Here is a 19,451-nt window from a genome sequence, read left to right as displayed (position 1 = left end):
TAGTTATCAATTACTAGTCTCATGTATTCTACCAACCTCATACGAAGTGGTCTATGGAGGATTCTCGCAACTTACATATGGATAATTGTTGGATTGGCTGCCGCAGTCAATCGGGAGACAAAACGGTCAATCAAATGAAGAGCCCGCTCCCCTTCATCAAATCGAAAATCCTCTAGCTTTAATGGGTAGAAGGTTCCATTTTTCACAGCGGACAATTGACGAAGAACATCGCTTTCCTCCATCCGCTGATCCATTTGTTCATACCACCCATGTTCAACACCTACAATAAAAAACATGTGATCCGCCTCGTATTCTCTTAACCTTTCTAAAGGAATGACTGTATGTTGATTGGGGAGAAGAACTTCTTCTAGAATCGTCTTCGGAGGCTTTAAGTCAAGCGTTTCGTAAAGGTAGAAGGCACCTCTAGCATCATAGGACCACATGTACACTTTGTCATGTCCTCTCATTTCATAAATCGCCACTGTCTCTCCTTTTTCCCTAAAGGAAGATAGATCATTTCTTGCCTTTTGACTCAGATGTTCAAAGCGTTTCACCCAATCAACTGCCTCTTTCTCTCTTCCTAACAGGCGCCCTGTAGATAAGACCTCTTGTACAACATGACCACCGGCATATGGCAGAACAAGGACAGGGGCAATTCGCTCAAACCGCTTGATCAACGCAGGCTTCGAATAAAAATAGTTAGGAATAATGATTAAATCTAGTTGAAGTGATTTGAATACGTCATCAGGCGTGTGTTCATCTATGACCAGCGTACCGGCCAGCTGATCTTTGAGTATATCTGAATGGTGAAAGGTATCTTGGTCAATGCAGACAGGGCGAATGCCTAGCGCGCCCAATAACCCGACAAATTGAAAAGCAGCAATTCGCTCTGGTCTTCGATTGTTTCGGAACTGACTAGGGGACCTTCCTGTCTTCTGCCTGAATTTCCTGCTGAAATATAAACTGTCTGTATAGCCCACTTGCCGCGCAATCATTTGAATTTGATCATCTGTTTGCAGAAGCCGTTTTTTTGCTTCATCTATTCGAATTTGTGCAATATAGTCACTCACACTCAGTCCCATACTTTGTTTGAAAAAGGTCGAAAAATAACTCTCATGAAAACCCATCTTATGGGCTAAGTCTTTTCTCGTAAGCTTTTTTTCATAATGCTGCGCCATATACTGCAAAATCATTTCAATTGAATAATGCACCTTCTCAGCGTATGGCTTGGATTGACGGTGAAAAATGTGCATGATGTCCTCCAGCCTTTTCTCCTGTTCTCGGATGCACTGACTCACCTTCATTTGTTTGATGTAAGAAAACAGCACGGCAGAGCCTTTGACCATTGCTCCATTATCCGGCAGATCATCATAACTCATCTTAAAAACCAATTCATTTTGCGCATCATTTGTCAGGATAAACTGATCAAATGTGATCGTATAAATCGCCACCTGTTCGTTGGATAAAGATTGGAGCATGACATTGATACCTGAGCGGATCAACATACTGTCTTTTGCGTTTAGCTGATATTGCAATCCTTCCATTTCAATTCTCACAGATCCGTCGCATGTCAAGAACATAGGGAAAGATGTATGCCAGGAGACTGTTTGTTTGACAGAAAGAGATCGCTCTTTACTTTCTTTCATGCGCAGAATGGTATGAGTACGGGTTGTCATTTTCTCTTTCTCCTTCCATATAAAAAAAGTGCTAAAATTTTAGCACTTCAATGTTTGACTGGATATTTATCAGCGAGCTCCAGCTGTTTGTAATTCTTTGTTTTTCTCCTTAAAGCGTTCATTATGAGAGGAAACGTATGCCACTTTTTCGGCTTCTGGTTCAATGTAAAGCTTTGCGCTATTCAGCGCATTGACTCCATCAACAAACGTACCAGCAATTAAGCGGACCTTGCTTTTATGTGTACACAAGTCGCCTACTGCGTAGACGCCCGGTAAATTGGTTTCCATTTTTTCATTGACCTCGATCAGTCCCCATTCACCTTGCTTGAGACCCCATTCTGATAGCACGCTTAAATCGCCTTTCATCCCGTGATTAACGATCACAGCATCTGTTTCGATTCGTTCTTTTTCACCTGTCTCTATGTTTTGAATGGTGACAGCATCAATTTTGTCACCTTGACCATGCAGTTCTGTCAGTTCATGCGGGGTTAAAATTCGTTTGCAAGTTGCCTTCATATTGGCGACGTTTTTCTCATGTCCGCCAAACATGTCACGGCGATGCACAACGGTGACACTTTCAGCAATTGGAGCAAGGGCATTGGCCCAGTCAACCGCTGAGTCACCGCCTCCAGAAATCACAACCCGCTTCCCTGCAAATGTCTTGAGCTCCTGGACAGTGTAATAAAGGTTTGTCACTTCATAGCGGTCTGCATGCTCGATTTCAAGTTTCCGCTGAACTGGAATGCCGTGACCCATCGCTAATATGAGGGTCTTTGTCAAATGACGATCACCATTTTCAGCCGTCAGTAGGATATGATTATGTTCATCTCGCTCGAATGACGTGATTTTTTGATTCAGTGCAATCTCTGGTTCAAATGTTTTCGCCTGAGTTTCCAGCTGCTGTATCAGCTGTTCTCCTCTTGTTGGCGGCAAACCGCCGACATCCCAAATGACCTTTTCAGGATACAGAAGGATTTTCCCGCCAAGGCTTTCGTTGTACTCAAGTACCTTCGTCTTTAAGTCCCGCATCCCACTATAAAAGGCGGTGTACATGCCTGCTGGCCCGCCGCCAATAATGGTGACGTCAAACAATTCAAGCTGATCTGACATTTGAGTCCCTCCAGTTTTCCATCGAATGATCTATTTATCAGTGATATTGATTCTCATTATCATATGTATCTATTGTAGTCTACTCTAGTGAAGGGAATCAATAGCTTTCTGCAAAAAAAAGAACAGGACGAGCGCTCACTCGTCCTGTCATTCATCACACGATCGTTAAACCAAGGTCTTTTAATTCAAGAGAAACAAGTCTTGCAATCGCATCTGCGCCTTCTTTTGTAAAGTGCGTGCGATCCTCAATTCCTGTTGACAGCATAAAGTAAGAGGTCGTTTTCTCTATGCCGGAAATTTGATAAAACTGAAGACTTGCGGTATTTAAATCGACGAGAAGAACTTCTTCTTCATCGGCTAATTCTTTCATAGCGGCACAGTAATCAGGAAAATCGTTGATATATTCTCCGTCTTTTTCATGAAAACGGCCGACTGGAGTGAGTAAAAGTGGTGTTGCCCCTTTTGCCCTTGCTCCGTGAATATATTGAGACAGGTAGCTTTTATACGTCGTGAAAGGATCTGTATGGCGCTCGGGCTTCTCCTTAGAAGCATCATTGTGCCCCATTTGTGTGAAAAGCCAGTCTCCTGGCTGAATGTCAGCCAATATGTCATCAAGGCGTCCTTCTTCAATGAATGTTTTTGAGCTTCTTCCACCAATGGCACGATTGTCGACGTGAACGCCGTGCGCTGTATAGCGGTGTAAAAACTCTCCCCATCCTCCTTGAACAGGACGATCTGGATAAGATGAAACGGTCGAATCACCAGCTAAATAGATGGTTGTCATGTTCATACGCCTCCCTTTTTCATTGAGCCACTTCACCCGAGCGATACGGGCATCCTAGTGGCTGCTGAAAAGATATGAAACAATCAGCATCGCTATTTCAATTATTCTCTTTTTAATGATCAAAACCCTGCTTACCGGTAGATGTGAATGTGTTAAATATGCGGCGGAAGTTCTATTTTTGATTTCACTGCTTGATGTAACGCCTGAAGCATATAGCCAATTCCTTTATATGGAGCCAGCGGGTAATTCGCTTTTTGATGAGGATGTAATAAAGGGTCGATCACTTTACGATATTTCTTCCCACCTAGTACTACCAGTTCATCATATGCGAAAAGATTTTTTTGATGAAATTGCCGGCTCAGTTCTTCTCGTGTGATCTGCTTAGCATGCGGTATACCAAAAGCCACATCATAATTTTCATGTATGATATCATCTGCCTTTAAGAATCCGTGCTTCGCTGATAAGATCATCCAGTCTGAAAAGAACGTTTGAGCATAGCTTTTCGTACGCTGATGCAGGGGACTTAAATAAACAAGGTTCGCTGGCTGGCTTCCTGCCTCTGGATCGACGTCCCAAATTTTCTTCGCGCCACATGGAATAATACAAACTCGCTTCACTCAGGTTTTCTCCTTCCTTTTTCGATAGATCTGATACACGATACAGCCTAGCGCTGTGCCAAGTGTATTTAAAAGAATATCATCAATATCGCTGCTTCTTGTAATGATACCAGATTGCGAGAACATCCATTGGAGCACTTCGATCATGGTTGACAGGAGAAAGCCGCCAAGAAGCGCCTTTTGCCAGCGCATGGTTCGAAAGGCTTGATAAAGAAAAAAACCGAGTGGGACAAATAACAATATGTTCCCTGCTAAATTTAAAAAGACGAGATTTGGATAGCCGTGATGGTAGGCGTGAAGATTTTGATAAATGGACTGCAAAGGTATGAGATTCACACTCACCTGATCCCTTGGGGCGGAAAAACGATTTGGAAAGACCGTCAAATATAATAAAACATTCGTATAAATAAACAGGCAGGCAAGGATCAATTCTGTTCGTAAATAGATAAAACGATGTTGCTTTTTTGCCTGTCTGTATCTCATATGTAAATAGAGCGGGACGAGCAGGAGAAAATAAGCAATGGAAAACATAGCACTGGATGTCATACAGAGAGCTGCCCCTTTCTCACATGATGATGCTTGACCATATTTACAGCTTATTCAGGCTTGCCCGCATCTATTCATCACTTATTCTCACATTCAATGTAGAGAAAACCATATTGACAAATCGTCATTTTCTCGCTAAACTGAATGACATTCAGTCATTTAAGGTCGGTGATGATATGTCGAAACGAGAAAAGATTATGCTTGCTGCCATTGATGCGTTTAAAGAAAAAGGCATTGAAAAGACGACCATTTCGGATATTGTGAAAGCAGCAGGAGTAGCGCAAGGAACGTTTTATTTATATTTTCCTTCAAAGCTTTCCGTCATGCCTGCGATCGCTGAACATCTGATCGCTCAGATGGTGCCTGCGATCGAAAAGGAATTCACTCAGCATGCAGATGTCCTCGATCAAGCAGATGCGCTTGTTGAATTCATTTTTGCTTTTACAAGGCAATACCGTGATGTCCTTGCCCTCACCTACTCAGGCTTAGCCGCCACCGAGCATTTAAAGGAATGGGAAGATATTTATGAGCCGATTTACAAATGGGTCGCTGCTTTTCTAGAAAAAGCAAAGCAGGACAAACGAGTCCGTGCGAATTTGAACTGTCATTACGCGGCGAAATTCATTATCGGTTTACTCGAATCGTCTGCTGAGCAAATGTACTTATTTACGGAAACAGATACAGAAGAGGTTCTGATTCAAAAGCGAGAGGTAAAGCAATTTCTTCTTTACGCACTTGGCATAGAGACACCTTAACTTAGTACAGCACTTGCTGTACGCAGCGTGTAGACAAACCCTCGCATTCGTTGTCAGTCCTGCGCGCTGGTGCTCACGAATGTCAAATTCGCTCCGCAAAAGTAGCCGTCCTTCCTAGACTGCAAAGGTTTTCTATCACGCTGAAAAGAAGACAAAGGGCTAAAATAAAGTTCATTTTAGCCCTTTGTCGACATTCTGAATACAGCACTTGCTGTACACTCTTTTTTGGCTTTAAAATGACGAATCGTCAGTTTTGAGTTTTAGGAGGAAATACAATGAAAAAAAGCTGGATGTATGTTGCACTCACTTGTTTATTCGAATTACTTTGGGTGTTTGGTTTAAATAGAGCAGATGCGTTGTGGGAGTGGGCCATCATTATTTGCCTGATCCCGGTTGATTTTTATTTTTTAATGAAGGCCTGCGAAAAGCTGCCGACAGGGACCGTGTACGCCGTGTTTGCCGGAGTTGGAACGATTGGGACATCTTTGATGGATTATGCGCTGTTTGGCGGTTCATTTTCATTAGAAAAGCTCTTATTTATGGGCATTTTAATTCTCGGAATTATTGGACTGAAAGTGTCTGATGGAGATGCACATGAGCAGAAAGGAGAAGCGGTATAACATGGGCTGGTTTTTTGTACTGTTAGCCTCTGCCTGCGAAATCGGCGGGACCATTGGCCTCAATATGTTTAGTAAGAAAAAGCAAATCACGACAGGCATTTTATTTGTCGGCGGGTTTGCGTTATCCTTTTTGTTTTTATACGCCTCGTTCTCGTCCGTTCAAGTATCCGTCGCTTATACGGTCTGGATCGGGCTTGGAACGGCGGGCTCTGTCTTGTTTAATATGATTCTATTTAAAGAGCCGAAAAACATGATTCGTATACTCAGCCTGCTGCTGATTGTGATTGGTGTGGTTGGGCTGAAGTTGTTTGCGTAATAGAAAAAGCAATGGAATTGATTTCCCATTGCTTTTTGAGTTAATTTATATACTTTTGTTGGTACGCTTTAAATTGTTCTTCGTATTTTTGCAACTTTGCTCCATCCACTTTTGAATTTAATTTCGGTTTTCGTTTTCCAATCACCATCACATCTTTATCTACAATAGAACTTGATAAAAAGATGTATGGTGCAAAACGATCACACTTCGTATTTGGGAGGGTTACGGATAATCTAGCATATTCTTCTGTCGGGAATTGGTTCGAGATTTCAAGTTCCTTGAGTCCGTCTAATTCCGATATTGGCTCTAAAGACTCGTCCTTCACTTTTATATTTGATAAGCACAGATATTTTAAATTCTTGAGGTATCTTAAAGGTTGAAGCGTATTTAAATTTAATGAATTCCAAACCCCGCCTGACAATTGCAGCAATTCTAAACCAGTGTTTTTTTGCAAAGGGGCTATGTCATTCAACTTTGAAAAATCTGTTATGGATAAAGCTTTTAAAAACGTGTTTTTTGATAGATCCCATAAACTTTGTGCCTTTGTATTCCATTCAAGTGCCAATACCTCAACATCTTTAAGAGAACTTATCATTGATAAATCTTCTACTCTCAGTTCATGCACAAAGAGCATTTTGGGATTAACTAAACTCAAAATCGTATTGAATTCCTTTTGGTCCACTTTGTAAATCCACAATTTCGTCAGGTTAGAAAAAGATTTCAACCTTTCAATGTTTATTGTTTTCCCTGTAATTAACAAGTCAGTAGAATTTTCATCTACATCGGCTAAATCATGAACAACTTCTGGTCGTTTATCATGATGAAAAATATATTGGGGGTCTTCTTTTCGCATGCTTTTACCTCCACACCTATAATTAAGGAATATCCAAATAAATTTTATCAGTATTTTGGAGTCAACACATTATGATCTTTAGCATTTTCTACTATTTCTTATGGAGCAGTCATGGAGACTATCTGCTAGGCAGCGGACTTCTACCAATTGATATGCTAATTTTAGTAGATAATAAAGTTAGTAAAACGCCTATATATAAACAAATAAAAGAACTCTAATTCGTATACGAATTAGAGTCCTCATGATATGACTGATTTTATTTTTCTACCTTAAAATCTTTCTCGTTTAATGGGTATCTTGCTGCTCAAGCAATAGATCCATTGCGTAAATCGATTCGCCTTTCTCATCCAACAGAAAGTACACAATCAAAGGTTCTCCAAAAGCTGCTGTCTGTTGCGTGAACAAAACACATGTGAATTTTTCAATACCAACTGGCAGCTTTCTTTTTAATAAAGGGTGAAGAATAGGTGAAGCCCGAATTGTATCTACATCAACATCCCAACATTCGTTTTTTAAAGTTGGATATTGCTCTGATAACAATTGGTGTAACATGCCGGTCGTGAGCGCTGCTTTTCCATCGCATCCATCATTTATTATGTTGGTGTTATACATCCGACAGCTGTTCACCCTTTGAAGCGTTGATTCGTATTCCTTTTAAGACAAAGCGTTTCTGACCATCAAGTGTACAAGTGATCAATGTCAGTTCATTTTTCCCGCGATCCTTTAATACATCCACATCCGTCGGTTCTATCGTAGCAGAGCTGACAATTTTATATTCGTATGTTTCAGCTTGATGATGTAAGACGACTTTTTCTCCTTTAGGTACCTCTGGCAGCTGCCGGAAAAGGCGGTCGCCTCTATACCCTCTATGGCCTGCAATCGTGAAATTTCCTTCACCTGGCATTTGATGAGATTTGATTTGAGTCAATGCAATGCCTAAATTTTCTTTTGTTGTAACAGGCAGCACTTTTTCGTTTAAATCAATTGACGGGATCTCTAGCTCCATCACATCTCGCAGGTCTTCTTCTGACACAGTTAAATGTGGAATAGAAGAAAGGGCATCACTTTCATTTTCTTCAATCATCTTTAATGCCTGTTCCATTGCTGCTGTCTCTTGAGAAGTTCGCCACTCATATAGAAAAGGAACGGAGATGAGCATCAGCCCCGTGACCACCAAAAAGCTGCCTAATAAGGTTCTTTTTTTCATCAATACACTCGTTCCTTCCTCTTACTGAATGGTTCTTCTTCTAAGAACAAGAAGAACAGTTCCAGAAGCTACTAGTAAAATCCCTGCATACATCAAGTAACGCAGCCATTCTTCTCCAGTCTTTGGCAGCTCTCCGTTTGAGTCATGAGGCGGATGTTGATCCCCTTTATCTGAAGCTGGAGGATTCGTGTGGTCCTCTTCATTCTTCACTGGTGCATTTTTCACAATCATTGTCTTGATCTCCACTTCGCCCATTTGAATTGTAAAAGCGAGCGGTTTCTTTAAAGCTACATAACCATCTGGTGCTTTCGTCTCTGTGAGTAGATACTCTCCAGGTTTAAGCCCTTTGACAATGGCTTCTCCGTCTTTTCCTGTTGTCACAGATTTTATGGTTTTCCCAGCTTTTGTACGAATGTCAAAGGCTGCCCCTTTTAAGGTTCTATCTGTCTGCTGGTCTACCTTTATGATACGCAGACTTCCTAAGATCAAGTGATTCTTCGCTGTTAAATGAAGCGGCTTCTGCTGATTTTTCTCAATTGTGAACAGGATCGGCTTATTATCCAATTCATAACCATGAGGTGCTTTCGTTTCAACGAATTGATATTCTCCCGGTTTTAGATCGTTGATGTGAAGCTTTCCTTTTTGGTCCGTTACAAGTGATTTCTTCAACGTTTTTCCTTCTTTACTCAGAAGAGCAAACTCTGCATTTTCCAGCGGATGTCCCTCATCATCGATTTTGGTCAGTTCCACTGCTCCCGGCGTCAGTTTGTTGATCATTTCTACTTTTGCTGGTTTGTCTTGACCTAAACGAATCGTAAATGAGACTGGTGTCTGATCCAATTCATAGCCGGCAATGCTTGCTGTTTCGACAAATCGATAGGTTCCTGGCTTCAGTTGATCGACTGTCAGTTGACCGTTTTTGTCTGTCTTTAAGTCTTTCTGAATACGCTGATCATGCTCATCCATCAGATCGAAGGTCACCCCAGCGAGCAACTGACCATCCTCTCCTTTTTTCTGAAGCTTCACAGCACTTGTCGTCCGAATATTTTCTTTTGTCACTTTCACCAGTTGATTTGGGTTGAAATCAATTTTAAATTCTACTGGTTCTACATCTAGTTTATGTCCAAACGGAGCCTTCGTTTCAACCAATTGGTAAGCGCCTGGTTTCAAATCGTTGACAGTGATGATGCCTTTCTCGTTTGTTGTTAAACCTGACATCATTTCTTTGCCATCGTCATTGAAAAGTGTAAATTCTGCGCCTTTCAATCTTTCTTTTTCTTCCCCTATTTTTGTGAGTTCTACAGAACCTTTCTTGAGCTGATTGATTGCCTCCACTTGAATCAATTCTTTTTGACCTAATTCAACTTCAAAGACAAGTGGTTTTGTACTCAATTCATAGCCTTCAAGACTCATTCTTTCAACAAATTGATAGGTTCCAGGTTTTAGCCCTGTGAAGGTGATCTTTCCATCCTGATTGGTTGTAATTCCTTCTCCTCCTGCCACTATCTTTCCTTTATCATCAGATAGATCAAAGACAACCCCTTCTAATGATTTCCCATCTTCGCCTTTTTTGTGGAGCAGCACTCCGCCTGTTTTGCGGCTATTTTCTTTTGTCACACTGACCAGCTTCTCAGGGTTAAATGGAATAGCAAAAGTGACAGGTGTTTCGTCAAGCTCGTGACCGAATGGCGCCTTCGTTTCAACAAACTGATAGGTTCCAGGCTTCAGATCGTTGACGATGATCTTCCCGTTCTGATCAGTGACAAGACCTGTTTTCATCTCTTTTCCATTTGCATCTACAAGCTTGAATTCTGCTCCTTCAAGCACATCATCCTTTTCGCCGAGCTTCGTGAGCTGGACAGATCCAGTTTTGAGATCATTGATCACTTTGATTTCTGCCGGTGTTTTTTGTGCGATTTCGATGGTAAAAGGATAAGATTTATTTTTCTTTTGGTAACCATCAATACTCTCTGTCTCCACGAGCTGATATTTGCCCGGTTTGAGGTTATCAACCAAAAGCTTCCCATCTTCATCTGTTGTCAAATCTTTACGTACGACTTTGTCATTTTGATCCAAGACTTCAAATTGAACACCTTGAAGCTTCTTGCCATCTTCCCCTTCTTTTATCACTTCTAATGCACTTGTTTCATAGAAGTTCTTTTGCGAAATGACGATTGGTTCCTTTGGATCAAGTGGTACTTCAAATTTGATTGGCGTTTCATCTAATACATAACCATCGGGTGCTTTTGTTTCAATGAGCTGATACGTGCCCGGCCTTAGTTCGTTTATCGTGATCTTGCCATTTTCTCCTGTGACAAGCGAACCATTTAGCTCATGCCCATCTTGATCTAAAAGCTTGAACTGTGCACCTTCTAGTCGCTCTCCGCCTTCACCTATTTTGCTCAATTCTGCTGAGCCTTTGATGATGTCATTTACTGCAGTTACAATTGTTGTTTCTGTTTGATTTTCTTTAATGGTGAACGGCCATTTTTGCTGATTTAATTGATAGCCTTTCGGTGCGTTTGTCTCAACAAAATAATAGGAACCTGGCTCAAGATGTTTGAAAAGGATTTCTCCTTTTTCGTCCGTTTTCAAATCAGTTTGGACGGTATCTCCAGATTCATTTTTCAGTTCAAATTCTGCATTCTCTAATGCTACACCCGTCTCTTTGTCTTTTTTCGTTAACTTGACATGCTGGCGGATTTCTTGGTTTTGCACCGTCATGCTATTTCCTGTTTTCGCTTGATCTCCAGATTCGTAAGGCTGATCAATCGTTACATGGATCGGATCCTTGGTTTTAATATAACCATCAGGTGCTTTCTCTTCTGTCACGATATAATCACCATACAGAAGACGATCAAATCGAAGAGATCCTTCTTCATCTGTTGTCTTTGTACCAATGACGATGCCGCTCGCAGCATCTGTCAGAGAGAAGGTTGCTCCTTTTAGCGCTTTTCCAGTACTCGCATCTACCTTTTTAACGGTTAAAGCACCAATCGCTCCTGTGCCGTCCCCCATGCCAGCGGTGCGTTTGACCACAATTGAGGCTTCGGATTCCTTTTTGATTTCTTTTACATTTTCACCTCTAAACGTTACTTCGTTTTGAAGTGTACTTCCCACCTTATCTAAAATGAGAGATTGGTATTCTAAAATATATGGTCTCGTGATTTCTTCTTTAAATTTGATTTGAAAAGAATCTGGGTCGAATTCAAGGTCTAGTTCGTAATCCTTCCCTTTTTCCAGCTCTTCTGCTTTTGTCACTTGCCCCTTTTCATCTATTGTCGTCGAATAGAGATGAAATGAGTTTTCTATTATGGCTTGGTTACTGCTTGGATGGTCTATAATCGTCGCTTCTTGGACTGTTGATTGACCAAAATTGATATTCACTTTCCAATCAATAACTTTCCCTTGTTGATTTCCTGATTTGCTCGTGTATTTCCCTCCATTTGGAATGGACACCACAGCATTCACATCTGATTCTTTTGTCTGTCCATCATAAAGGGTCGCTTTATTTTCGTAGGTTTTCTGTACTAAATCCATTCCTTCAACACTTGTTTGATACGTGATTTTATAAGGGGAATCAATGGCTTTTTTGAAAATGACTTCGAAGCCTGTTTCTCCCTTTTCATTTTCAAGGAATTTGATGTCATAATGTTCTTTCGCTAATACCTCTTTTTCTTCTGCTCCATTTTCCCCGCCCTGTAAATCAAGCGAATAGACGGTGATTGAATCTTTAAGCAAACGCTGATTTCCTTGAATGAAATCCTCGATTCTCGCCTCTTCTAGATGTTTCAAATTATAGTTCACACCGATATTCCATGTGATCTCTTTTTTCTTTGCATCATAAGTTCCGTTCTTAAAACCATTTGACTGCGTGTATGTGTCAGGTGTGAAGACAGATTGATTTTCCTTCGTCAAATCCTTGCCATCTTCATTTACCCATTCAAGCTTTACATGATTACGCAGATTCTTTTGGTCTTTATCTGCTCTTTTTTCATAATCAAAAGACGTTGTATATGTGACGATATGTTCTGTCTTAATTTCTTTTGTAAATTGAATATCAAATCCATTTTCATGTTCAATTATTAGGTAATCTGTGCCTTCTTCAAGCACTGAATTGCCTGTCGTCACTTTTAAACTATCTTTTTGCAGCGTCAATCCTTCGTTTGTAAACGTATCTTTTAATATCAAATTGTTCATCGTTTGTTGATCTTTGTTGAAGGTGATACGCCATGGAATGGTCTTGGTCTTGTAATTCGGTGTTCCATGATTTTTCGTTAGGATTTGCTGGTCAATTCTTTGCTTCCCTTGTTTGCTCTCTTTGCCAGCTGTTACCGTATTGATGATCTCTTCAGCTTCAAAAACCCGCTCGGTTGCTTTTGTTTGATAGGTGATGAGATAAGCTGATTGAATATCTTGATTGAATTGCAAGGTAAACCCGTTTTGTTCATCCTTTTTTTGAGGTTGAACTACATAATTTTCAAACGCTTTTGTCCCTGCTTCGTTGCCATTTTGATCAATTGTGACTTCTTTGACTTGAAATGAATCAGAAATCAGCGCCTGTGTGCCATTAAAGTAGTCTTCTAACAAAGCATCCTTTTGAGCCAGCTTTTTTTCGTTATAGTTATATCGAATTTCCCAAGTAATCGTTTGTGTGACTGGATCGTAGTGAGCGGCTTTTTTATTTAAAGGACTGCCTCTTGTCACATTCACTGTGCCTTCTGCTGAACTGATCACTTTATCACCAGAAACAAGGGACGCTTTATTACGAAATGCAGACTGATCTTGATTTGTAATGTCCGTTTCATACATTAAACGGTAAGCTAGATGCACGTCATCTTTAAATTCAATCGTGAAATCTTGACCATCTGCTGTTTGGCCGATTGTGTAGTGGTTTTCGTCAAGCAGCTGACCAATCGATGTTTCCCCATTTAGCTTTGTATCAATACGATAAAGCTTGATTGAATCTTTTTTCAATGCCTGACCTTCTTGAATCGGATCTAATAGCTTCGCTTGTTTCACATCGTCTAAGTCCATATTAAAATCTACTGTCCATTGAATGGTTTCAGCATTGTAAGATCGATTTGGTTTTCCCTTTTTAGAGACGTTTGGACCATTTGGAATGTATTGAATCGGAATGGATACCGTATCCTTGCCTTCAATCGGGGTAATGATGACTTCTTTTTCTTCAGTGATGACTGTTTGTTGATCTAATTGCGTCCAAACTTGAAGTGTTCCATGGATATTTGAATATTGTTTAATAAAATCGGTGAACTCGATGGAGGCATTTCCGCTCTCATCTACAGAGAAATAACCAACGGTTGCCTGATTAAATTTCATCTCGAGACGATCGATTTTTTCGTAAATCACTAATTCCTCTGGAACCTTGAAATGGAATTCATCTCCGCCATTATAGCTATGCCCATTCGGGATGGCCCACTCATAGTTAATGGAAATCAGCGAGTTGATATCAGGTTTCTCAATTGAATTTCCTTCCGGATCTTCAAATATTAATTTCGCATCAGTGAGGAGATTTTCTTGTATCAGCGTTTGTTTTGTAACACTTTGCAGCCCTGCACGCTTAGACACGCTCACTTTGTTTTTTAGTAATTCATCTTCTTCGTTTTGTTTCGTTTGAGCGGCTTCTTGATTGTTAGAAGCTTTATCTTTCTCAGATGAGGTTGAGTCATCTTTTGGAAGGCTTTCTTCACCCTCATTTTGCTTTGTTTTCTCTTCTTGCTGAGTTATACTGGTGACATCGATGTCAATTGATCCTTCTAAATTTGGATCGATCTCAACATCTTCTTTAAATTTTACCGTCACTTCATTTTGTTTTGAAACGGTATACTCGCCAACAGGTATGTCACCTACAGTAATGGGTTCCTTCTGCTCCTTCTCTACCTGGATGGCTGAAGGAAGAGTGAAAACATACGGATATTGTTTTTTTAGATCAATTCCTTTTATTGACCAATGCACAGTGGCCTTTCTTACTTGCTGATCTTCCATGCTTGATAACTTGTTGCCTTCGCTATCAGCAAACTCAATATCCCCATAAATATTTTCTTGAATTTCTTTTGCTTGTGCCCCTGCTAAAGGCAAGACTCCTAATATACTAGACTGTATGACTAGCACCGCAATGAGTGCCAGCGACAATATTCTTTTCAATACATCCACCCTTTTCTAAAATTAATTTTCAACAATGATAAAAAAATCAGTTGTATACTGTCAGATCAATCACTCCGCTTCTGATCAAATATTTTCTAAAAATTGCACCTTAAGACCCTATGAATAAAATGAGTTGTCAATCATGAGTAGTGGATTCAATAACTGGATTGGGGTCCATAGAAATGGGGAATAGTGAGAGGGATCATGAAAGAATAAATATGAATTTTTCTATTGATACTTGAATGAACAATAAACGATGTGTACATGCATATATAAGCATGTATTCACATATAGTTCGTTCATATGAAACAAGCATGTATCATATGGTATGTATGGTTAGACAGTTCAGCATCTTATAGACCGCATTCCTTTCTACTCCCTTTCATATGGTAATCAAAAATCTGCTGCATTTTATTCTTTCATTTACCGTTTCAACAGCAAAAAAATAAACAAAATATCTAAAATGATCCATTTTTATAGGATTCATGGCTTACTTATCACCTTTTAAAAGAAAAATATGGAGAATTAACGAATAATATTTGTTTTCGTCTAATTTTTTTCTCTTTTATCATGAAAAGTGAAGACAAAACGATTTAGCCTAAATATTAAAATCATTTTATGCCTATTTAGAAAATCAAATGTTCTTTAAGTGAACTTCATAATATAGAGGCAAGCCAAGGGAAGGAGTTAGTTGTTTAATGGAGCTCATTGATAATAAATCAAAGAGATGGATAAAAATTTTAAAACTGCTTGTATCAAAAGATAAGTGGTGGAGCCTTCAAGAAATATCGAATGAACAAATCGGTTCGGTTCGTGCCATTCAAAGCGATTTAGAACAAATGAAGTCGTTCCAAACAGAGAACGGAGAGCCGTTAATCCACATAAAGCCAAGACAAGGCATATCCATTTGTTATACACAGACGATACGAGTCGACTACTATATCAAAGAAATTCTAAAAGATACGATTGAAATTCGATTGATTGATGGCGTTTTCTTTGAACAAAACAGGTCTTTCTATGAATGGATGGACATACTGAATATCAGTAGATCCACATTGTATAACACCATTCATAAAATCAATTCGCTTCTTATCTCGTATGACATTGAGTTACGACCAGATAGTATGCAGTTCCATGGAAATGAGAAGGAGATTCGTCAATTTTTTGTGGAATTTTTGTTTGAAGTCTATGGAAGCAGGCTTTGGCCATTCGATGATATTCAAAAGCAAGATGCAGTTGATTTTTTACAAAAGCTATTTCAGGTGCTCGAAGTCAATCTACCTGATGTGGCGATAGATAAATTTTGCCTATGGCTCGCCGTTTCCATACACCGAGTGAGGAAAAATTTTTCAATACGACGCAATTATAGGTACTCAATGGATAAGGAAAAACAAACATCTACAGCTAAAGGTATCTATAATCAAATCAAAAACTTGGAAGAACACGTTTGCCAAATGACAAAGGACACTTTTGGTGTTACGTTGGATCGTCACGAATTTGTCTTTTTACTATTGATTGAACCAGCTATTGGCCATTATAAATCAATTGAAACTGTCGAAGAAAAATTGACGTTCTTTCAATCGCATACACCACACCTCTTCGAAGCCATTCATTCCTTTATCAACCAACTGGAGTTGATATTTCATCAAGAGGTGGCTAATCGCAAGGCGATGACACTGATTCTTCTCCAATATTATGTGTATTCTAGGGAAATTACCGTAAGAGATGGATTCCTTTTCAAAAAGAAATCGAGGTATTTATCAGAGGTAAAAAAACAGCTTCCTTACTTCTATTCGAGGATTACTCATATCATCCAAGAGTTAAAAACAGACGATATACTTGCTTCTTTTGTGAAAAATGAACGAGAATTGATTCGTATCATTACTTCTAACTGGAGGGGGCTTGTTCATTTGGAAATGGATCGGAGAAACGTGTTGAACATTTTTGTCATTTCAACATTAGGTTATAATCATAGTTTGTTTATTGCGGATTTAATTAAATTAAGATTGCCTCCTCTCATTCATATTTTCACAAGTCCAGAAAATACATTAAATGAACAGACAATGGATCGACTTGGGATTGATATGATTGTGACCGATACTGAACTTCCTAATCAATTAGGACGGTCTACGCTGCTGATCAGCTCTTTTCCAACAAAGAAAGAAGTGGACAACTTGCACTCAAGATTGGTTGATATGACAAACTAAGATTCACCAAAAAAAAGCTGCTGAGGAGCTCTCTCAAGCAGCTTTTTGCTTCTGTATTAATGAAGCGCTATTTGTTCATTCATCAAATCAATAGCATAAAGCGATTGCTCATATTCATCTAATAGAAGGTAGACTTTGAGCGGTGCAGCAGTTTGATCTGTCTGCTGCGTGAATAGGACACAAGTGAATTTTTCGATTCCTTCTGGCAGCTTGCTTTTCAGAAAAGGATGAAGAATAGGAGAGATTCGAAGGGTATCAACATCTTGCAACCAAAGCTCATCTTGTAACGCAGGATAATGATCAACCAAAAACTGACGAAACACTTCCAATGTACTCAAGTTAGATATCCTCACTTTCTTCTATTTATAGCTTTAAGCTTACCTAAAACAAACATGTTCAACTCACCCTATGATCTCAGTCCGCCTATTTTCGCATACTACTAGAGACACAATGTCATTTTTTCTTCTAAAAGATTTGTAGATCAACTTTACTGTCATGAGTTTTCCATATGTATGACGTTTACTATATGAAATACGAATTCCCACCGATGGACCTATGATCATATTCTTATCTGTTTCTTTCGTGATGAAACGACAACTTCCTTCTACAAAATTCCATTTTTATTCTAAAAAGAGGAAAATAGGCCAAAAAAGAACAGCTGCTCACTGTTCTTTTAGAAGTTATGAAAGGTCTGTCAAAGAGAATACTTCGCCGCTCACTGCATCAACGCCATCATGACAGTCAAGCTTGCCGCATAAAACATATTGTTTTTGCACATCGTCATAGACATAGATCGGTGTAAGTTCGAGGCGTTCTCTCAATGTTTCAAAGGCTTCTTTCTGAGATATGGTGATTTCACTAGCTGATTGAGATGGATTGAGTATCCCGCATACTTGAAACATCTCTTTTTTATCTATGTAATTAATGGCTTCAAAAGTGCTGGCATCAATGAAGACCTTGATCTTATCCATAAATCCACAGCCTTCTTGCTCATTCGTTTTTAATATCGCTTCGATATAGCCATGATCACGGTGGAGTGTTTTAAGCACCCACTTCCCTGTATCCTTTGAATATTTTTGCGCCAAAAAGGTGCGAACCGCTTTGATACACTCAGCTTGCTCTTCTTTTGAGATCGGGAATGTATCTGGCGAAGGCTCCAGTGAGAAGGCTTGTTCAGCAGTAATGTTCTCGTTTATATTGATTTCCTTTTTTTCAAAGGCTTTGGTTAACGGTTCATTCCACTCCATGACCTGATTCATGTGTATACAATGTGTTTCTTCACGCCCAATTTCAAATGGTATCGTTCCTGTTCCATCGTTCTTGACATAAATTTCTTCTAACGCAAATATAGGGCGGATTCGATTCTGCTCGAAGGAGGGCCAATCAAACCGCTGCACTTGCTGCTCAGCTAAATCCTCGATCCTATCAATGGAAAGCACATATTCTTCAGCTCTTAGTCGTTTTTTTGCCATAAATGGCCCTCGATGTATAAAGTGAATGAGCTGCCCATGTTCATCCCATTTCACCTCGATTCTACCTGAAGGCGTCACTTTCACACCATCTATTGCTTCTTCGAAAAAAAGTTCCCCTTTCTCCTTTTGTTGCAAGTGAAAATGCTCACCATCAATCAACCCTGTTTCTTGTTCAATCCATTGAATGGCATGAGCTGGATAAGGGCTTTTAAATGTGACACCATTCTTCGCGAAGGTTTTATCCATGACAAAAATAACTGTTTCAACCTGCCCTGTATTCAAATTCACGTCAATCACGGCTGTGCCGTCTGGGTTTAGATCATCGTCCTCTGGTTCAGCTTCATGGGTGGGAAACCATTCCATATTCAATGTATACACCGTTTCATTGAACATATTGACGTAACGATGAAAACTGTGCCTTTTTAGATAGTAAAGCTCTAAGCCAAATTTCGCCTTTGTCTGATCGATCAGTTGTTGAATGTTTGCATTCATTTTTTTCACCTCAAAATGATTCAGTCTTATGGAAGAACAAAGATGACGATAAAGCCGAAGATAACGATCGCTGTTAATAATCCTAAAACCATTGACACCATGTTTGTTTTCTTTGTAAAGCCTTTTAATTCATGCTCTTCAGTCGACCGGTCGATTTTTCTAAAGCGAAAAAGCATGCTTAAATTAATAAGGGCTAGAGTTACAAATAATAAGAAAATTAAAAGCGTAGGTTGTATGTTTAAGAATGGATTTGTTACATCTTGGAAGCTGAATGACTGAAGGAACATCAGACCACTTAATACTACTCTTGAAATATTTTCTGCCTTCTTTTCTTTCTCCCACTCTTCCCCCAATTTTTCTTTTTCATAAATGGCTATCTGCTCGAAAAGGGGAATGAAAGACTTTGTTGATCCTTTTTTAATAAAACCATAAATACTTAGAAAGAGCATAATAATTCCTAAACAAAGAAAGAAATGTGTAAATCGAATGTCAGACATTTGAATCAAGATAAAAAAAGCGACGATTATGATACCGGCTATTAAATTAGAGACGATTATTTGTTTTGTCCTCATCTTTTTTAATGCAGCTTGTTCCATACAATACTCCTCCTCGTTTCAAATGTTTCTGTTAA

General features: G+C 39.5%; 16 protein-coding genes. 4 read left to right on the top strand and 12 right to left on the bottom strand.

Annotated features, from left to right (window positions below; translation table 11 throughout):
- Positions 1–71: 71 nt before the first annotated feature.
- The 5 genes from ACN6NB_RS03860 to ACN6NB_RS03840 form a co-directional block, all read right to left on the bottom strand.
- Positions 72–1,676 carry a helix-turn-helix domain-containing protein gene (locus ACN6NB_RS03860; protein WP_064497751.1) on the bottom strand — a complete coding sequence of 535 codons (1,605 nt, stop codon included), beginning with the start codon at positions 1,674–1,676 and terminating at the stop codon, positions 72–74.
- Between the two features lie 69 nt (positions 1,677–1,745).
- Entirely contained in the window at positions 1,746–2,786 is a 1,041-nt protein-coding gene (locus ACN6NB_RS03855) for an NAD(P)/FAD-dependent oxidoreductase (protein WP_039177215.1), read from the bottom strand.
- 154 nt (positions 2,787–2,940) lie between these two features.
- The gene (locus ACN6NB_RS03850) at positions 2,941–3,570 is read right to left on the bottom strand and encodes a rhamnogalacturonan acetylesterase (RefSeq protein ID WP_059377652.1); all 630 of its coding nucleotides are present in this window, start codon (positions 3,568–3,570) and stop codon (positions 2,941–2,943) included.
- 152 nt (positions 3,571–3,722) lie between these two features.
- Positions 3,723–4,187, bottom strand: coding sequence for a DUF6884 domain-containing protein (locus ACN6NB_RS03845; protein ID WP_106025892.1), 465 nt, complete (start codon positions 4,185–4,187; stop codon positions 3,723–3,725).
- Positions 4,188–4,733 carry a VanZ family protein gene (locus ACN6NB_RS03840; protein WP_106025891.1) on the bottom strand — a complete coding sequence of 182 codons (546 nt, stop codon included), beginning with the start codon at positions 4,731–4,733 and terminating at the stop codon, positions 4,188–4,190.
- A gap of 176 nt (positions 4,734–4,909) precedes the next feature.
- Here ACN6NB_RS03840 and ACN6NB_RS03835 point away from each other — a divergent pair, with 176 nt between their 5' ends.
- From ACN6NB_RS03835 to ACN6NB_RS03825, 3 genes are all read left to right on the top strand, one after another.
- Positions 4,910–5,488, top strand: coding sequence for a TetR/AcrR family transcriptional regulator (locus ACN6NB_RS03835; protein ID WP_039183028.1), 579 nt, complete (start codon positions 4,910–4,912; stop codon positions 5,486–5,488).
- A gap of 275 nt (positions 5,489–5,763) precedes the next feature.
- On the top strand, positions 5,764–6,108 hold the full coding sequence (locus tag ACN6NB_RS03830; RefSeq protein WP_024425239.1) for a DMT family transporter: 345 nt from the start codon (positions 5,764–5,766) through the stop codon (positions 6,106–6,108).
- Position 6,109: 1 nt separating this feature from the next.
- Positions 6,110–6,424, top strand: coding sequence for a DMT family transporter (locus ACN6NB_RS03825; protein WP_003217878.1), 315 nt, complete (start codon positions 6,110–6,112; stop codon positions 6,422–6,424).
- 40 nt (positions 6,425–6,464) lie between these two features.
- On the opposite strand, the gene ACN6NB_RS03820 is transcribed toward ACN6NB_RS03825, so the two are convergent.
- From ACN6NB_RS03820 to ACN6NB_RS03805, 4 genes are all read right to left on the bottom strand, one after another.
- The gene (locus ACN6NB_RS03820; RefSeq protein WP_144516534.1) at positions 6,465–7,277 is read right to left on the bottom strand and encodes a leucine-rich repeat domain-containing protein; all 813 of its coding nucleotides are present in this window, start codon (positions 7,275–7,277) and stop codon (positions 6,465–6,467) included.
- Between the two features lie 285 nt (positions 7,278–7,562).
- Positions 7,563–7,889, bottom strand: a complete 327-nt coding sequence (locus ACN6NB_RS03815) for a hypothetical protein (RefSeq protein WP_039177201.1) — start codon at positions 7,887–7,889, stop codon at positions 7,563–7,565.
- Positions 7,882–8,484: a class D sortase gene (locus ACN6NB_RS03810; protein ID WP_058837499.1), complete on the bottom strand. Its 603-nt coding sequence runs from the start codon at positions 8,482–8,484 to the stop codon at positions 7,882–7,884. Before ACN6NB_RS03810 ends, ACN6NB_RS03815 begins: the two co-directional genes overlap by 8 nt.
- A 21-nt stretch (positions 8,485–8,505) precedes the next feature.
- Positions 8,506–14,658 carry a SpaA isopeptide-forming pilin-related protein gene (locus tag ACN6NB_RS03805; protein WP_228285992.1) on the bottom strand — a complete coding sequence of 2,051 codons (6,153 nt, stop codon included), beginning with the start codon at positions 14,656–14,658 and terminating at the stop codon, positions 8,506–8,508.
- A 689-nt stretch (positions 14,659–15,347) separates the two neighbouring features.
- On the opposite strand from ACN6NB_RS03805, the gene ACN6NB_RS03800 reads away from it, so the two are divergent.
- The gene (locus ACN6NB_RS03800) at positions 15,348–16,856 is read left to right on the top strand and encodes a helix-turn-helix domain-containing protein (protein WP_058837459.1); all 1,509 of its coding nucleotides are present in this window, start codon (positions 15,348–15,350) and stop codon (positions 16,854–16,856) included.
- A gap of 56 nt (positions 16,857–16,912) precedes the next feature.
- On the opposite strand, the gene ACN6NB_RS03795 is transcribed toward ACN6NB_RS03800, so the two are convergent.
- The 3 genes from ACN6NB_RS03795 to ACN6NB_RS03785 form a co-directional block, all read right to left on the bottom strand.
- Positions 16,913–17,194 (bottom strand): hypothetical protein, encoded by a 282-nt coding sequence (locus ACN6NB_RS03795; RefSeq protein ID WP_039177194.1) that lies wholly within the window; start codon positions 17,192–17,194, stop codon positions 16,913–16,915.
- A 342-nt stretch (positions 17,195–17,536) separates the two neighbouring features.
- Positions 17,537–18,820, bottom strand: coding sequence for an MDR/zinc-dependent alcohol dehydrogenase-like family protein (locus ACN6NB_RS03790; protein WP_106025888.1), 1,284 nt, complete (start codon positions 18,818–18,820; stop codon positions 17,537–17,539).
- 26 nt (positions 18,821–18,846) lie between these two features.
- On the bottom strand, positions 18,847–19,416 hold the full coding sequence (locus ACN6NB_RS03785) for a hypothetical protein (RefSeq protein WP_106025887.1): 570 nt from the start codon (positions 19,414–19,416) through the stop codon (positions 18,847–18,849).
- Between the last annotated feature and the right edge of the window lie 35 nt (positions 19,417–19,451).

The organism is Bacillus sp. 11B20 (genome assembly GCF_056098985.1).
Note: the sequence above shows the minus strand (reverse complement) of the source record. Positions and strands in the feature narration are given on the sequence as shown.

What these genes read in the sequence shown, in the direction of transcription:
- ACN6NB_RS03860 (WP_064497751.1), bottom strand. Translation starts at nt 1,676, where the DNA reads ATGACAACCCGTACTCATACCATTCTGCGCATGAAAGAAAGTAAAGAG.
- ACN6NB_RS03855 (WP_039177215.1), bottom strand. Translation starts at nt 2,786, where the DNA reads ATGTCAGATCAGCTTGAATTGTTTGACGTCACCATTATTGGCGGCGGG.
- ACN6NB_RS03850 (WP_059377652.1), bottom strand. Translation starts at nt 3,570, where the DNA reads ATGACAACCATCTATTTAGCTGGTGATTCGACCGTTTCATCTTATCCA.
- ACN6NB_RS03840 (WP_106025891.1), bottom strand. Translation starts at nt 4,733, where the DNA reads ATGACATCCAGTGCTATGTTTTCCATTGCTTATTTTCTCCTGCTCGTC.
- ACN6NB_RS03835 (WP_039183028.1), top strand. Translation starts at nt 4,910, where the DNA reads ATGTCGAAACGAGAAAAGATTATGCTTGCTGCCATTGATGCGTTTAAA.
- ACN6NB_RS03830 (WP_024425239.1), top strand. Translation starts at nt 5,764, where the DNA reads ATGAAAAAAAGCTGGATGTATGTTGCACTCACTTGTTTATTCGAATTA.
- ACN6NB_RS03825 (WP_003217878.1), top strand. Translation starts at nt 6,110, where the DNA reads ATGGGCTGGTTTTTTGTACTGTTAGCCTCTGCCTGCGAAATCGGCGGG.
- ACN6NB_RS03820 (WP_144516534.1), bottom strand. Translation starts at nt 7,277, where the DNA reads ATGCGAAAAGAAGACCCCCAATATATTTTTCATCATGATAAACGACCA.
- ACN6NB_RS03815 (WP_039177201.1), bottom strand. Translation starts at nt 7,889, where the DNA reads ATGTATAACACCAACATAATAAATGATGGATGCGATGGAAAAGCAGCG.
- ACN6NB_RS03810 (WP_058837499.1), bottom strand. Translation starts at nt 8,484, where the DNA reads ATGAAAAAAAGAACCTTATTAGGCAGCTTTTTGGTGGTCACGGGGCTG.
- ACN6NB_RS03800 (WP_058837459.1), top strand. Translation starts at nt 15,348, where the DNA reads ATGGAGCTCATTGATAATAAATCAAAGAGATGGATAAAAATTTTAAAA.
- ACN6NB_RS03790 (WP_106025888.1), bottom strand. Translation starts at nt 18,820, where the DNA reads ATGAATGCAAACATTCAACAACTGATCGATCAGACAAAGGCGAAATTT.
- ACN6NB_RS03785 (WP_106025887.1), bottom strand. Translation starts at nt 19,416, where the DNA reads ATGGAACAAGCTGCATTAAAAAAGATGAGGACAAAACAAATAATCGTC.